At 71.2% G+C, this 14,151-nt stretch carries 12 protein-coding genes; 3 read left to right on the forward strand and 9 right to left on the reverse strand.

The window, feature by feature from the left end; translation table 11 throughout:
• Positions 1-18: 18 nt before the first annotated feature.
• The gene (locus VPH61_RS10990) at positions 19-2,199 is read right to left on the reverse strand and encodes a DEAD/DEAH box helicase (protein ID WP_332063534.1); all 2,181 of its coding nucleotides are present in this window, start codon (positions 2,197-2,199) and stop codon (positions 19-21) included.
• A 199-nt stretch (positions 2,200-2,398) separates the two neighbouring features.
• On the opposite strand from VPH61_RS10990, the gene VPH61_RS10995 reads away from it, so the two are divergent.
• Positions 2,399-2,632, forward strand: coding sequence for a hypothetical protein (locus VPH61_RS10995; protein WP_332063535.1), 234 nt, complete (start codon positions 2,399-2,401; stop codon positions 2,630-2,632).
• 47 nt (positions 2,633-2,679) lie between these two features.
• Here VPH61_RS10995 and VPH61_RS11000 read toward each other — a convergent pair whose 3' ends face one another.
• Positions 2,680-4,590: a DUF2207 family protein gene (locus VPH61_RS11000; protein ID WP_332063536.1), complete on the reverse strand. Its 1,911-nt coding sequence runs from the start codon at positions 4,588-4,590 to the stop codon at positions 2,680-2,682.
• Between the two features lie 64 nt (positions 4,591-4,654).
• Positions 4,655-7,039: a heavy metal translocating P-type ATPase gene (locus VPH61_RS11005; RefSeq protein ID WP_332063537.1), complete on the reverse strand. Its 2,385-nt coding sequence runs from the start codon at positions 7,037-7,039 to the stop codon at positions 4,655-4,657.
• A gap of 79 nt (positions 7,040-7,118) precedes the next feature.
• Here VPH61_RS11005 and VPH61_RS11010 point away from each other — a divergent pair, with 79 nt between their 5' ends.
• The gene (locus tag VPH61_RS11010; protein ID WP_022893547.1) at positions 7,119-7,397 is read left to right on the forward strand and encodes a metal-sensitive transcriptional regulator; all 279 of its coding nucleotides are present in this window, start codon (positions 7,119-7,121) and stop codon (positions 7,395-7,397) included.
• Between the two features lie 8 nt (positions 7,398-7,405).
• Positions 7,406-7,954 (forward strand): O-acetyl-ADP-ribose deacetylase, encoded by a 549-nt coding sequence (locus VPH61_RS11015; RefSeq protein WP_332063538.1) that lies wholly within the window; start codon positions 7,406-7,408, stop codon positions 7,952-7,954.
• A 12-nt stretch (positions 7,955-7,966) separates the two neighbouring features.
• Here the strand turns inward: VPH61_RS11015 and VPH61_RS11020 are convergent, their stop codons facing one another.
• The 6 genes from VPH61_RS11020 to deoC form a co-directional block, all read right to left on the reverse strand.
• Positions 7,967-8,824 (reverse strand): glycerophosphodiester phosphodiesterase, encoded by an 858-nt coding sequence (locus VPH61_RS11020; protein WP_332063539.1) that lies wholly within the window; start codon positions 8,822-8,824, stop codon positions 7,967-7,969.
• Between the two features lie 256 nt (positions 8,825-9,080).
• Positions 9,081-10,274 carry a N(5)-(carboxyethyl)ornithine synthase gene (locus VPH61_RS11025; protein WP_332063540.1) on the reverse strand — a complete coding sequence of 398 codons (1,194 nt, stop codon included), beginning with the start codon at positions 10,272-10,274 and terminating at the stop codon, positions 9,081-9,083.
• A gap of 162 nt (positions 10,275-10,436) precedes the next feature.
• Entirely contained in the window at positions 10,437-10,676 is a 240-nt protein-coding gene (locus VPH61_RS11030) for a hypothetical protein (protein WP_332063541.1), read from the reverse strand.
• Between the two features lie 7 nt (positions 10,677-10,683).
• On the reverse strand, positions 10,684-11,544 hold the full coding sequence (locus VPH61_RS11035; protein WP_332063542.1) for an aldehyde dehydrogenase family protein: 861 nt from the start codon (positions 11,542-11,544) through the stop codon (positions 10,684-10,686).
• Complete coding sequence (locus VPH61_RS11040; RefSeq protein WP_332063543.1) at positions 11,541-13,127, reverse strand: aldehyde dehydrogenase family protein; 1,587 nt, start codon at positions 13,125-13,127, stop codon at positions 11,541-11,543. The genes VPH61_RS11035 and VPH61_RS11040 overlap by 4 nt, the downstream gene beginning before the upstream one ends.
• Before the next feature lie 10 nt (positions 13,128-13,137).
• Positions 13,138-14,145 (reverse strand): deoxyribose-phosphate aldolase, encoded by a 1,008-nt coding sequence (gene deoC / locus VPH61_RS11045; protein WP_332063544.1) that lies wholly within the window; start codon positions 14,143-14,145, stop codon positions 13,138-13,140.
• Positions 14,146-14,151 lie beyond the last annotated feature (6 nt).

A 14,151-nucleotide genomic window follows, 5' to 3' on the forward strand; every position in this document is an offset into this window, starting at 1 on the left:
CCGGCGCCGTGCTCGCGCCTACAGTGCGCCGTCGAGCGCCTGCCGCAGCAGGTGCTGCAGGGCGTCGAGCTGCACCGAATCCGCCGAGCCCGGCTCGACGTCGCTGCCGTCGAGGGCACGGGCGGCGAGCCCCTGCTTCGAGTCGATGAGCTCGGCGATGCGCGCGTCGATCGTGTGCGCGGCGATGATGCGCCACGCGGTGACGGGCTCGTCTTGGCCGATGCGGTGCACGCGGTCGATCGCCTGCGTCTGCTCGGCCGCGGTCCAGCTGAGCTCGGCGAGCACGACGTTCGACGCGGCCTGCAGGTTCACGCCGACGCCCGCCGCGGTGAGCGAGCAGACGGCGACGGCGACCTCGGGGTCGTTGTTGAACGCGTCGATCGCCGCCTGTCGTTGCAGGGCGGTCTGATCGCCGCGGAGCGAGACGGTGCGCAGTTCTCGGGCGGCGAAGGCCGCCTCGGCCTGGTCCATCACGTCGATGTGCTTGGCGAAGAAGACGACCTTGCCGACCGAGCGGGCCAGCTGCGCCGCGTAGTCGGCCGCGAGGCCGGCCTTGGCCTGGCCGATGCGGCGCACCATCGTGAAGACGTTCTCGCCCGACTTCGTGGACTTCGCCTCTTCGAGCTCGGCGCTCGCGACGGCGCGGATGAACTGGTCGCGCTGGTCGTCGTCGAGGTCGCCGACGCGCAGCTTGCGCGCCTCGACGAGCGCGCGGAAGCGACCGGCGAGGCGGTTGCCGAGCTCGCGCTCGGCGGCACGCACCGAACGGCCGAGTTCATCGTCGAGCTCGACGGGCAGGTCGGCGATGCGCTTGGCCGGCAGGTCGGCCGCGACATCCACCTTGCGGCGGCGCACGATGCCGAGGTCGATCACTGCGCGGCGCGCAGCGCTGTAGAAGCCGGGCTCCGCGGGCGTGAGCCCCGTCTCTTCAAGCTTGCCGAGCAGCTCGGGCGAGGGCTTGTCGCCCTCGATCCAGCCGAGGAACTTCCAGATCGCACGGAAATCGTCGACGTCGTTGATGAGCGGCGTCCCCGTGAGGGCGAGCAGCAGCGGGTCGCCGCCGGGTGCCGCGCGGCGGATGCGCTCGGCGAGGGCGAGCACGTTCTTCGAGCGCTGCGACTGCAGGTTCTTGATGAAGTGCGCCTCGTCGACGACCATTCCCTTGAAGCCGAGGGTCGACAGCCACGCCATGTGCCGGTCGAGCACGTCGTAGTTGACGATGACGACGTCGGCGAACGCGTCGAGCGTGTCGCCGTCGCCGTGGATCACGGTCGCACGGCGGTGCGGGGTCCACCGCTCCACCTCGCGCGCCCAGTTCATCTTCACGACGTTCGGCACGACCGCGAGCAGCGGGTAGGCACCGGCGACGGATGCCGCGAGCACCGACTGCGCCGTCTTGCCGAGGCCCGGCTCGTCGGCGAGCAGGAACGTGCGGTGCCCGAGGCGGGCGCTCTCGATGAAGCGCGCCTGGTGCTTCATGAGCTCGAGGCCGCGCGGTGCGAGCCGGTCGACCTTCGGCGCCTCCGGCAGCTCCATCGTGGCGGCCTGGCCGCCGGAGCCGACCTCGAACGACTTGAACAGCGGACCGAGCAGCTCCCAGTTGGCGAGCCGGCGCACCGGCACGGCCGGGGCGGCCTGCTTCGAGAAGTCGGGCGCGAGGAAGGGGTTCGCGAGCTGTCGCGAGCGAACGGATGCCGGGATCACCTGGTTCTCGCTGAGCACGGGCGTCACCTCGGCCTCGCGCGTGATGATGAGCTCGTCGGGCGAGAGCTCGGCACCCGACTCGAGCAGCCAGTCGCGCCGGAACCGCTGCGCGACCGTCGAGATCGAGGCGTCGGGCTCGAGCAGCGCGATGAGGCTCGTGTCGCGAGCGGCGGTCTTCGCGAGGATCTGCGCGATGCCGTCGAGTCGCTTGAGGAGCTCGGAGCGCGCGGCATCCGTGATCTCGGTGTCGGCCTTGACCCGTGCACGCTCTTCACGCATGAGGAGTGCGATCACCTGGAACTTCGTGCGGTTCGTCGGGCCGAGCCTGCCCTTCTGCGCCTTCTGCTCCACCTCGCGCACCTTGCGCGCGAGGATCGGGATGATCGGTGCGTCATCGTCGCGCGAACGCGTCCGCTGCCGCTGCCTCGTCTGGGCCAATGGTCCTCCAGTGTCTGGGCCGAATCCTTCGAACGGACTCGGCGCCCCCCTCGACATCGTGAGATGTTCGAGACCGCTCGGCCGCGCCGAACTGGTCGGTGGCCCGCGGTGCGCGAATCCCGAACCGAGCAGCGCGCGAACTCGGGATCATTCAGACCCAGCTCACGCGGTCGGACGAAGAACGGATTCGTCGTGCGCAGGCCCAGTCTAGCGTCAACCCCGTGCAAGATCGGCGCGACAGGCCTACCCTTGCCTCATGGACGGTCTCGCAGGGGCGGGTGACGGCGTCTCGCCCGATGACGACTTCACGGTGCCCGATGACGATTTCACGGTCTCGCAGGACACCGAGTTCGACGAACCGGGCGACATCGCCGACGACGACGAACGCACGATCGACGACAGCCTCGACGACGAGGTGCCCGGTGTCGACGCCGAGCGCCGGGTCGATCTCGCCGACGAACCGGGCGTCACCGCCGCCGACGAGGAATGACGGTCGTCGCGCTCGCCTGACGATGCCGGCGCTGACGATGTCGGCCCTCAGACTCCGCCTCCGCCGCCTCCCCCGCCTCCGCCGCCCGCGGAGCCGCCGCCACCGGAGCCGCTCGAGCCCGAACTCGAGGCCGAGCCCGACCACGACGAACTCGAGGCCGACGAGAACGACGAGATGCCCGACGCGAGCACGCCGGCGTTGAATCCGCTGGTTCCGGAGTACCACGTCGGCTCGGTGCCGACCTGCTCGTGCAGCGCCGAGAGCACCTCGGCCCATTCCCGCTCGAGGCCGAAGAGCACCGCGAATGGCAGCAAGCGCTCGTTGAGCTTCAGCACGGTGACCGGGTCGAGGGCGACGGTCGAGACCGGCGCGGCCGCGGCATCCGCCGACGCCACCCCTGCATCGGATGCCGCCGGTCGCTCCACTCGGAGGGCGCCGCTCGGGCTCTGCAGCACGCGGAGCCGGTCGGCCTCGGCGAGGCGGATGTAGAGGCGCAGGCCCTCGAGGTGGTCGCGGAGCGCTCGGCCCTGCTCCGTGAGCGGACGGACCCCGGCGACGGTGAAGAGCGTCAGCACCGCGGCGAGGCCTCCGACGATGAAGCAGACGGCCGGCCAGAACCCGCCCATCTGGTTCTCGAGCGCGATGACGCCGAGCACGAACGAGGCGATCGAGGCGACGGCCGCGACGACGAGGAGCAGCACGCGGAGCCCGAGGGCGGGCCGGTGGCGCAGCCCCGCCGAGACCACGCGCTTGCCGACCGACTGGTTGATCGCGTACAGGCGCTTGCCGAGCGCCGTGTCGCTGGCGAGTTCGCGCCGCTCGCCGACGCGGCGATCCCCGAAGAGCGCGGTCACGACCGCGTCGGCATCGGGGTCGGCGGGGTCACCGGCCCCGACGTACTCGACGGCGTACTTCTTCTTGCCGGATTCGACGATGCGGAGCTGACCGGCGACCGCGCGTTCGAGGATCGTCGCCGTCACGCCCTTCGTCGACGCGCCGACGAGGTCCGACGCGACCAACGTCGAGGCGCCCTGCGGCGGCTCGTACTGGGCGATGATCGTGCCTCGGCCTGGGTGGTTGCGCCAGCGCGTGATGCGCAGCACCAGCGCCGCGACGGCGGCGAGCACGGCGATCACGGCCGCGACCGCGCCGCCGACCGCGGCGGGCGAGGAGCCGAACGACTCGTCGCGCGGCACGAAGGTGCCGGGCTGGAACGCCGCGGCGAGCGTCAGGGTCTCGCGCGGCGCCAGGTCGAAGGCCTCGGCCGTGATGACGGGCGGCTCGGCCTCCTCCTCGAGCGACTCGCATGGCGTGCTCGAGCCCTCGGAGCCGCGATAGCAGGCCACCGCACCGGTTCGGGCCGCGGCGACGTCGTCGCTGAGGTGCAGCTCGGCGCTCACCCGTCCGAACGGCTGCGCCCAGCCCGTGCCGTTCACGTCCCAGTAGAACTCGTCGACATCGGCGTCATCGGGCTGCAGCGTGACGTTGTGCTGGCGGTAGCTGATCACATAGGTCTGCTCGCCGTGCACGAAGTCGTCGGCGCGGATCGTGACGAAGAGGAAGCCGTCGTCGTCCTCGTCCTCCTCGACCTCGAACGATCGAGGCGCACCCGTGCCGTCGGTCACCGTGATCTGCTCGATGTCGGTGAGGTGGCCCCGATACGACTTCGGGAGCGCACGACGGATGCCTCGGTTCTGGTCGAACTCGGGGAAGCGGGCGACGAGGGTCTCGGTCGCGTCGAGCACCGAGCGGCCGCCCTCGTCGCGCGAGAGCTCGTAGACGGCGTCGAAGGAGTCGAAGGTGAAGTCGTCGACGCCTGCCGTGACGGAGGAGCCGGGGCCGAGAGACACTGAGGCAGAGCTTGCGGCGCTCGCAGGGAGCGCCGCGGCGAGCGCGGCCACGAGCCCGACGACCGCCGAGGCGAGACCGATGACTGCTGCTGAGCGGAAGCGGCGCATGCCCCTACGCTAGCGCGGGCGCGGGCGCCGATCGGCACTCGCCGATCGAGGCCCGCGCCGCGCGTCACGCCCGGCGGAGCCGGAGGCTGTTCAGCACCACGAACACGCTGGAGAACGCCATCGCCGCACCCGCGATCATCGGGTTCAGGAATCCCGCCGCCGCGAGCGGGATCGCCGCGACGTTGTAGGCGAAGGCCCAGAACAGGTTGCCCTTGATCGTGCGGAGCGTCGACCGGGCGAGCGAGATCGCGTCGGCGATCGCGCCCGGCTCATCGCGGGTGAGTGCGAGGTCGCTCGCCGACGCCGCGGCATCCGTGCCCCCGCCCATCGCGATGCCGAGGTCGGCCGCCGCGAGTGCCGCGGCGTCGTTCACGCCGTCGCCGACCATCGCGACCCGGTGCCCCTGGCCCTGTTCGCGGCGGACGATCTCGAGCTTGCCCTCGGGGCTGACCCCCGCGTGCACCTCGTCGATGCCGAGGGCCGCCGCGACACGGGCGGCCGGTCGCGCGGCGTCGCCCGTCACGAGCGCGGGTCGCAGGCCGAGGGCGCGGAGCCGGTCGACCGCCTCGCGGGCGCCGTCGCGCACTCGGTCGCCGACCTCGATGAGCGCCTGCACCTCACCGGCCGAGCCCACGGCGACGAGGGTGTCGTCGGAGGCCGCCGCACGTGCGTCGAGCGCCGCCGGCATGCGGTAGCCGAGGTCGACGAGGAACGCCGGTCGGCCTGCCGCTGCCGGCACGCCGTCGACGACGCCCGTGACCCCGAGCCCGGCGTGGGCACGGAAGTCGCTCACCTGCACGCCGCGCCACGTCGACCCCGAGGCATCCGCCCCGTCGACGATCGCCCGGGCCACCGGGTGCTCGGAGCTGCGCTCGAGCGCCGCAGCGAGATCGAGGGCGGCGCCGCCACCGGCGGTGCCGATGCCGACGGAACCATCGGCGATCGTCACGGCGGTCAGGCTCATGCGGCCCGTGGTCAGCGTGCCGGTCTTGTCGAGGAGGATCGTGTCGACGTCGCCCGCACGGTCGAGTGCCTCGGGCCCGGTGATGAGGATGCCGCGTTCGGCGCCGCGCCCCGTGCCGACGAGGATCGCCATCGGCGTCGCGAGGCCGAGCGCGCAGGGGCAGGCGATCACGAGCACGGCGACCGCGGCGGTGATGGCCTGTTCGACGGGGCTGCCCGTGGCGACCCACACGATCGCCGTCGCGACCGCGAGCCCGATGACGATCGGCACGAACACGGCCGAGATGCGGTCGGCGAGGCGCTGCGCGCGCGACTTGCCGAGCTGGGCGTCCTCGACGAGGCGGGCGATCTGCGCGAGTCGGGTGTCGCCGCCGACGCGCTCGGCTGCGACGACGAGGCTGCCGCCGTGCACGATGGTCGCCGCGGTCACCGAGGTGCCGGGCGCCACGTCGACGGGTGCCGGCTCACCGGTCAGCATGCTCTCGTCGACGCCGGCCTCACCGCGCACGACGACGCCGTCGGCCGCGATGCGCTCACCGGGGCGCACGACGAACAGGTCGCCGGGGCGGAGGCTCTCGATGCGCACCCGCTCCTCTCGCTCGGCGGCGCCCTCGCCGCGCAGGACCGAGACCTCGCGCGGGGCGAGTTCGAGGAGGGTGCGCAGCGACTGGCCCGCACGGCGCTTCGACCGCTGCTCGAGCACCCGCCCGAGCAGCAGGATCGTGATGACGCCCGCGGCCACCTCGAGGTAGATGTCGCCGCCGGGCGCGCCGCGCACCCCGAACGTCCACTCGTGCGTCATGCCCGGCATGCCCGCGTGCCCGAAGAAGAGCGCCCAGAGCGACCAGGCGAACGCCGTGAGGGTGCCGAGCGAGACGAGCGTGTCCATGGTGAGCGAGCCGTGGCGCAGGTTCACCGCCGCGGCGCGGTGGAACGGCCAGCCGCCCCAGACGACGACCGGCGCCGCGAGGGCGAGCGAGAACCACTGCCAGTACGTGAACTGCAGCACGGGCACCATCGCGATCACGACGACCGGCACCGTGAGCAGGGCCGAGATCACGAGGCGGGTCATGAGCGGGTCGGATGCCGCGGCGCCCGAGCCTGCGCCCCGTGCCGCGCTGCGCTCCCCTACGCTGCTCGCCGCCACGCTGCTCGCCCCAGCCGCGTGCACAACTCCGGAGCCGCCGCCCGACACGCCGTGCTGAGCTGCTCCGACCCCGGCGTGTCCGCCGAGATCTCCGGAGTTCTGCTCGGTCGGCGCGACGGGCACGATCGCCGTGTAGCCCGCGGCGCGCACGGCCTCGACGAGGTCGTCGATCGACGTGGTCGACGGGAACGAAACGCGCGCTTTCTCGGTCGCGAGGTTCACCTCGGCCGCGACGCCGTCGAGTTTCCCGAGGCGTTTCTCGACCCTCGAGACGCAGCTCGCGCAGGTCATTCCCTCGATGCCGAGATCGATCGTGCGGGTCTCGTGCTGCAGGGTCATCCGTCGCTCCTTGGGTCGATTGCCGAATCCCAACAGTACCCCCCTGGGGTATCTGACGCAAACGGGGTATCCTATTCACGTGATCGAGGACATCAAGAAGCGAGCCATGCACCGCACGAAGATCATCGAGGGCCAGTTGCGCGGCATCGAGAAGATGATCGAGAACGACGACTACTGCGTCGACATCATCACGCTCTCGCTCGCAGTGCAGAAGTCGTTGGGCTCGCTCAACAAGCTCCTCGTCGAGAACCACCTGCGCACGCACGTGACCGAGATGTACGAGGCGGGCGGCGAACAGCGCGAAGCTGCGGTGGCCGAACTCGTGCGCATCTTCGAGCTCTCCAACAACCGGGGGTAGTCGAGCGGATGCCGCGCATCGAACTGGTCACGGGCGACCTCACCGTGCAACGGGTCGATGCCATCGTGAACGCTGCGAACTCGACCCTGCTCGGCGGGGGCGGCGTCGACGGGGCGATCCATGCGGCCGGTGGTCCCGAGATCCTCGCCGAGTGCCGCCGCCTCCGCGCGACCTCGCTCCCCGGCGGGCTGCCGACGGGCGAGGCCGTCGCGACGACCGCCGGACGCCTTCCGGCGCGATGGGTCGTCCACACGCTCGGGCCGGTCTGGCCGGGCGCGGGATCAGAGGCCGACTCACGCCGGCTCCTGCTCGCCGCCGCATACCGCAACTCGATCGGCCTCGCGGCATCGCTCGGGGCGACATCGGTCGCCCTCCCGGCCGTCTCGGCCGGCGTGTACGGCTGGCCGGCAGCGGATGTCGCGCGCGTGGCGCTGTCGACGGCGGCCGACGCACCCGCACCCGAGCTCATCCGCTTCGTGCTCTTCACCCCCACCATGCGCGAGGTCTTCGCCGAGGCGGCCGCGTCGCTCGGCATCGCCGTGGCATCCGCCGACTGAGCGCCCCCTCGATCACGTGCCGGGCGCCGTGACCGCCAGCCAGTCGTCGAGCTCGCTCGGCTCGTCGGTGATGATGCCGTCGACACCGAGCGCGCTCACCTCCTCCCAGTGCTCGTGACTGTTCAGCGTGTAGCAGAGCACGGCGATGCCGGCCTCGTGCAGGGCGACGAGGGCACCGGGCTGCGCGGTGACGGATGCTGCGGTGGTGCCGAACCCGATGACCCCGAGCCGCTCGGCCATCGGCACCGGATTCGCCGGCAGCTCGCGGATCAGCATGATGCGCGGAATCGTCGGCGCCACGCGCTGCAGGGCGAAGAGCGTCTCGAGGCTGAAGCTCTGCAGCACGACGCGCCCGCGGAGGCCATGGCGTTCGATGAGTCCTGTCACGGCACGGATGCCCTCGGTGCGCCAGTCGGCCTTCAGCTCGATGAGCGCCCGAGCGTCGCTGCGTTCGGCGAGGGCCTCGAGAAAGGCGTCGAGCGTCGGGATGCGCGTGCCCTCGAACTCCTCGCCGTACCAGGCCCCGGCATCGAGCCGGCCGACGGCGGCGGCGTCGAGCTCGCCGATGGACCGTGGATCCCCCGTGATGCGCTCGAGGGTCGTGTCGTGGAAGAGCACGGGCACGCCGTCGCTCGTGAGCTGCACGTCGGTCTCGACGAACGCGAGCTCGTCCATGGCGAGCTCGAGGGACGGCATCGTATTCTCGGGGGCCGTTGCGCGGTCGCCGCGATGGCCGACCGTGAACGCGGGATCGCCCGGTTCGCGGAGGGCACCGAAGACGTCGATCGCGTAGACGGTCGGAGGTACCTGGGCGAAGAGCAGGAGCCCGGCGAGCACGGCGGCGGCGAGGCTCGCGAGGCCGATCCGCACGCCTCGAGGCGGCGGGTTCAGACTGCGCCGTTGCCTGATCAGCATGCCGCGGGGCGGCGGGTTCGTGAGGCGCCTGCGGCGTTCGCGACGGGTGGGTTCTTGCGTTCGGGTCGCGTGGTCGGCTTGGGCGGGCCGCCGACGCCCGGTCGCCGGAGCGGCCGTGTCGAGGGGGTGGAGCACGGGTTCGGGCCTTTCCACCGTCGCGCGCCGTTGCGCGATCGGTGCAGGTCACTCTAGCAAGCCCGTTACCGTTTCGTTACATCTTTTCTTGGGGCTGCGCGCGCGCACCCGACGCCACGGAGCCATGCGGGTACTCTGCTGAGCGACGCTGGAATTCCAGGATGGCCGGGTTCCGGATGCGACCGTCGGCGATCTCCGTGGCCCGATCGATCGTCTCGGACGAGGCCCAGGCGCCGGGGCCCTCCATGACCGTTCGCAGGAACGGCATGAGCGCCTCGCTGATCTCCCACGTCGACGAGTTCCACAGGTACGACGGGCTGTGATCGACGGCGTAGTAGTTCGTCGACTCCCCCACGGTGAACATGGGGTCCGCGAACGACGTCGGGCGGGCCCAGTCGAACCCCATGCCGGCATCGACCGACACATCGACGATGAGGCTGCCCGGCCGGAAGACGCCGAGGTCCTCGGTGCGCAGGTAGGTGAGCGGCGAGTTCGGATCCTGCAGGGTGCAGTTCACCACGATGTCCCGCTCGGCGAGGAACGGCGCGAGGGCGACCGGCCCGTCGTCGGTGTTGACGGTGCTCTCGAACGGGGCCTCGGGATTGTGCTCGAACTGGATGATGTCGACGGAGGGGATCGGCGAGCCGACCGCCGCAGTGTCGCGATTGGTGAGCACCCGCACATCGTGGATGCCGTGGGCGTTCAACGCCGTCACTGCACCCCGCGCGGTCGCCCCGAATCCTATGACGACTGCGCTCAGGCGCCGTCCGTAGTCGCCCGTCGACCCGCACAGCTGCAGCGCGTGGAGCACGGAGCAGTACCCGGCGAGTTCGTTGTTCTTGTGGAACACGTGCAGCCCGAAGCCGCCCGTCTCGGTCCAGTGGTTCATCGCCTCCCACGCGATGAGCGTGAGTCGCTTGTCGATGGCGAATTGGGTCATCTCCCGGTCCTGCACGCAATGCGGCCAGCCCCAGAGCACCTGGCCATCGCGCAGGTCTTCGAGGTCGGCGGCCTGCGGCTTCGGCAAGAGCACGACGTCGCACTGCGCGATGATCTCCTCGCGAGTGCCGAGCGCACCGACGAGCGGCACAAGGGCCGCGTCCGAGATGCCGAAGCGCTCGCCGTACCCCTGCTCGAGCATCATGCGCTCACGCAGGTCGCCGTCGATGCGCTCCAGGTGCGACGGATGCAGCGGCAGCCGTCGTTCGTCGGGCTTGCGCGAATGCGCGAGCACTCCCAGTCGCAGCAGTCGAGAGGTCGGGTCGGCCATGGCGGATGTCCTGTCTCCCGCCGGTGCGCAGCACTCGACGGATTCGCTCGAAGGAATCCGCGATGAACTGGTCGCCGTCGAATCACCGGTCGCCTGCGGCGGCCTGCTCCCGAGGGTACGCCATGTCGACGTGGTCGGCTCCGGCGCCCGCCGAGGGCGCAGTCACGCCCGCTCGTTGCCCCGTCGATAGTTACCGCTCGCCCGCGCGAGCAGGTGCTGCGCATGCGTCTCGTCGGCGCGCTGCAGCGCGGCGACGAGCCGGGCGGCGTTGCCACCGCCGACGGTCATCACCGCTCGGCCGCCACGCAAGACGAGCACGCCGCCCTGCTTCGTGATGCGGTACTCGAAGGGGTCGGTCGCGAGCCGGCCTCGTTCGTCTGACGCGCCATTGCGTCCGGACATCGTGCTCCTATCGCAGGCTCTTCGTGTGCCAGACCGTCTTGGTCTCGGTGAACGCGGCGATGCGGCCGAGCGCGGGGGCCGCGGCATCCGCCCCCGACTCGGGTCGCAGCACGCGCTTCAGCGTGTCGGCCGCGTCGATCTCGAGCGAGATCCAATCGAGCTCGCCCGCGCCGACGAGGTCGAGTGCGTTGACGTCGGCGTGGCTCGCGAGCCACGGCGCGATCTCGGCCGGCGAACCGGTGAGCACGTTGACGACGCCCTTCGGCACGTCGCTCGTCGCGAGCACCTCGGAGAGGGTGATCGCCGACAGCGGGAAGCGCTCGCTCGCGACCGCGACGACGGCGTTGCCCGCCACGAGCGCCGGCGCGACCGCGGAGACGAACCCGAGGAGCGAGGAGTCCTGCGGCACGACGACCGCCACGACGCCAGTGGGCTCGGGCACGGAGATGTTGAAGTACGGGCCCGCCACGGGGTTCGCGTTGCCGGCGACCTGGGCGAACTTGTCGGCCCAGCCCGCGTACCAGACCCAGCGGTCGATCGCCTCGTCGACCTGAGCGGATGCCGCGGCGCGCGTGGCCCCTTCGGCCTCCTCGATCTCGGCGACGAACTGCGCCCGGCGCCCCTCGAGGAGCTCGGCGATGCGGTAGAGCACCTGACCTCGGTTGTACGCGGTGGCGCCCGACCAGCCCGAGACGGCGGCTCGGGCGGCGACGACCGCATCGCGCGCGTCTTTTCGGGAGGCCAGCGCGGCGTTCGCGAGGAACGAGCCGTCGGCGGCGAGCACTTCGTAGGTGCGGCCCGATTCGCTTCGCGGGAAGGCTCCGCCGATGTAGAGCTTGTACGTCTTCGGCACGGCGAGGCGGCTCATCGCTTCGATCCCTTCGTCGCGTTCTTGAGCGTTCGGGCGGGCTTCGCGGCCCGAGACCGCTTCGCGGGCGCCGAGGCATCCGCTTCGACGGCCGCGGCGGATGCCCGACCGGTGATCGCCGCGCGGCTCGTCGACGACTGGCCGATCGGGGCGGGTGCGAGGTACGCGCCGAGGCCGTGGCGGCCGCCCTCGCGGCCGTAACCCGATTCCTTGTAGCCGCCGAACGGTGACGCGGGGTCGAAGCGGTTGAACGTGTTCGCCCAGATGACGCCGGCGCGCAGCTGATCGGCGACCGCCAGGATGCGGCTGCCCTTGTCGGTCCAGATTCCGGCCGAGAGGCCGTAGGGCGTGTTGTTCGCCTTCGCGATGGCCTCGGCCGGGGTGCGGAAGGTCAGCACCGACAGCACCGGGCCGAAGATCTCGTCGCGAGCGATGCGGCTCGAGGTCTGCACCCCCGTGAAGATCGTGGGTGCGAACCAGAAGCCGTTCTCGGGGATGTCGCACGGTGCGGTCCACCGCTCGGCGCCCTCGGCCTCGCCGATGTCGGAGAGGGTGCGGATGCGCTCGAGCTGCTCCTTCGAGTTGATCGCGCCGATGTCGGTGTTCTTGTCGAGCGGGTCGCCGAGGCGCAGCGTCGAGAGGCGCAGCTTCAGTCGCTCGACGACCTCGTCGTGGATGTTCTCCTGCACGAGCAGCCGCGAACCGGCGCAGCAGACGTGCCCCTGGTTGAAGAAGATGCCGTTGACGATGCCCTCGATGGCCTGGTCGATCGGCGCGTCGTCGAAGACGATGTTCGCGGCCTTGCCGCCGAGCTCGAGCGTGACTTTCTTGTCGGTGCCCGCGACCTGCTTCGCGATCGCCCGGCCGACGCCGGTCGAGCCCGTGAACGCGACCTTGTCGACGCCCTCGTGCGCGACGAGCGCGGCGCCGGTGTCGCCCGCACCGGTGATGATGTTCACGACGCCGGCGGGCAGCTCGGCCTGCTGCAGGATCTCGGCGAAGATGAGCGCCGTGAGCGGTGTCGTCTCTGCGGGCTTCAGCACGACGGTGTTGCCGGCGGCGAGCGCCGGAGCGATCTTCCACGCGAGCATGAGCAGCGGGAAGTTCCACGGGATCACCTGCGCGGCGACGCCGAGCGAGCGGGGGTTCGCGCCGAGACCGGCGTGATCGAGCTTGTCGGCCCAGCCTGCGTAGTAGAAGAACCACGCCGCGACGAGGGGCACGTCGACGTCGCGCGACTCCTTGATCGGCTTGCCGTTGTCGAGCGACTCGGCGACGGCGAGTTCACGGGCGCGCTCCTGCACGAGGCGGGCGATGCGGAAGAGGTACTTGCCGCGGTCGCGCCCGCTCATCTTCGACCACGTGCGGTCGTAGGCGCGGCGGGCGGCTGCCACTGCGGCGTCGACATCGGCGGCGTTCGCGTTCGCGATCATCGCGATGCGCTCTTCGGTCGCCGGGCTGATGGTCTGGAAGGGTTCGCCGCGGCCGTCGACGAACTCGCCGTCGATGAAGAGACCGTAGCTGTCGCGGAGCGAGAGGATCGCGCGCGACTCGGGGGCTGGTGCGTAGTCGAGGAAGCTCATGAGTTCCGTCTCAGTCGATCGTCACGTAGTCGGCGCCGGAGTAGTGCCCGGTCGCGATCTTCTGCCGCTGCAGCAGCACGTCGTTCAGGAGGCTCGAGGCGCCGAAGCGGAAGAGGTGCGGCTGCAGCCAGTCTTCGCCGACGGTCTCGGCGACCGTCACCAGGTATTTGATGGCGTCCTTCGACGAGCGGATGCCGCCGGCGGGCTTCACACCGATGCGCTGGCCCGTCGCGAGGTGCCAGTCGCGAACGACCTCGAGCATGAGGAGGGTGACCGGCAGCGTCGCCGCGGGGGCGACCTTGCCGGTCGAGGTCTTGATGAAGTCGCCGCCCGCGAGGATCGAGAGCCACGACGCGCGGCGCACGTTGTCGTAGGTCACGAGCTCACCGGTCTCGAGGATCACCTTGAGGCTCGCGCTCGAGCCGTCGGGCCGGGCGCAGGCCGCCTTCACGGCTGCGATCTGGTCGAACACGAGGCCGTAGCGACCGGCGAGGAACGCGCCGCGGTCGATGACCATGTCGATCTCGTCGGCGCCCGCCGCGACGGCCTCGGCCGTGTCGGCGAGCTTGATGTCGAGCGAGGCCCGGCCGCTCGGAAACGCCGTCGCGACCGCGGCGACCGAGATCAGGCCGTCGTCGGGGTCGCCGTGCGCCGCGCCGAGGGCCTCAACCGCATAGGGCACCATGTCGCCGTAGACGCAGACCGCAGCGACGCGCGGCGTCGAGGCGTCGGACGGGTCGGGGTTGACGGCCTTCGCGACGAGGGAACGCACCTTGCCGGGAGTGTCGGCGCCCTCGAGGGTCGTGAGGTCGATGAGCTCGATGATGCGGTCGAGCGCCCATTTCTTGGAGCTCGTCTTGATCGACCGGGTGCCGAGCCCCGCAGCGCGCTGCTCGAGGCCGACGGCGTCGACACCGGCGATGCCGTGCAGGTAGCGCCGCAGGGTCGCGTCGTCGGGCTCACCGCCGAGCACGGCGATGGCCCGCTCGCGGGCGGTGACGAGGGAAGTGCCTGACATGAGGAA

Source organism: Agromyces sp. CCNWLW203 (assembly GCF_036576125.1).
Classification (GTDB): domain Bacteria; phylum Actinomycetota; class Actinomycetes; order Actinomycetales; family Microbacteriaceae; genus Agromyces.

What these genes read in the sequence shown, in the direction of transcription:
- VPH61_RS10995 (WP_332063535.1), top strand. Translation starts at nt 2,399, where the DNA reads ATGGACGGTCTCGCAGGGGCGGGTGACGGCGTCTCGCCCGATGACGAC.
- VPH61_RS11015 (WP_332063538.1), top strand. Translation starts at nt 7,406, where the DNA reads ATGCCGCGCATCGAACTGGTCACGGGCGACCTCACCGTGCAACGGGTC.
- VPH61_RS11035 (WP_332063542.1), bottom strand. Translation starts at nt 11,544, where the DNA reads ATGAGCCGCCTCGCCGTGCCGAAGACGTACAAGCTCTACATCGGCGGA.
- VPH61_RS11040 (WP_332063543.1), bottom strand. Translation starts at nt 13,127, where the DNA reads ATGAGCTTCCTCGACTACGCACCAGCCCCCGAGTCGCGCGCGATCCTC.
- VPH61_RS10990 (WP_332063534.1), bottom strand. Translation starts at nt 2,199, where the DNA reads ATGTCGAGGGGGGCGCCGAGTCCGTTCGAAGGATTCGGCCCAGACACT.
- VPH61_RS11030 (WP_332063541.1), bottom strand. Translation starts at nt 10,676, where the DNA reads ATGTCCGGACGCAATGGCGCGTCAGACGAACGAGGCCGGCTCGCGACC.
- deoC (WP_332063544.1), bottom strand. Translation starts at nt 14,145, where the DNA reads ATGTCAGGCACTTCCCTCGTCACCGCCCGCGAGCGGGCCATCGCCGTG.
- VPH61_RS11000 (WP_332063536.1), bottom strand. Translation starts at nt 4,590, where the DNA reads ATGCGCCGCTTCCGCTCAGCAGCAGTCATCGGTCTCGCCTCGGCGGTC.
- VPH61_RS11005 (WP_332063537.1), bottom strand. Translation starts at nt 7,039, where the DNA reads ATGACCCTGCAGCACGAGACCCGCACGATCGATCTCGGCATCGAGGGA.
- VPH61_RS11025 (WP_332063540.1), bottom strand. Translation starts at nt 10,274, where the DNA reads ATGGCCGACCCGACCTCTCGACTGCTGCGACTGGGAGTGCTCGCGCAT.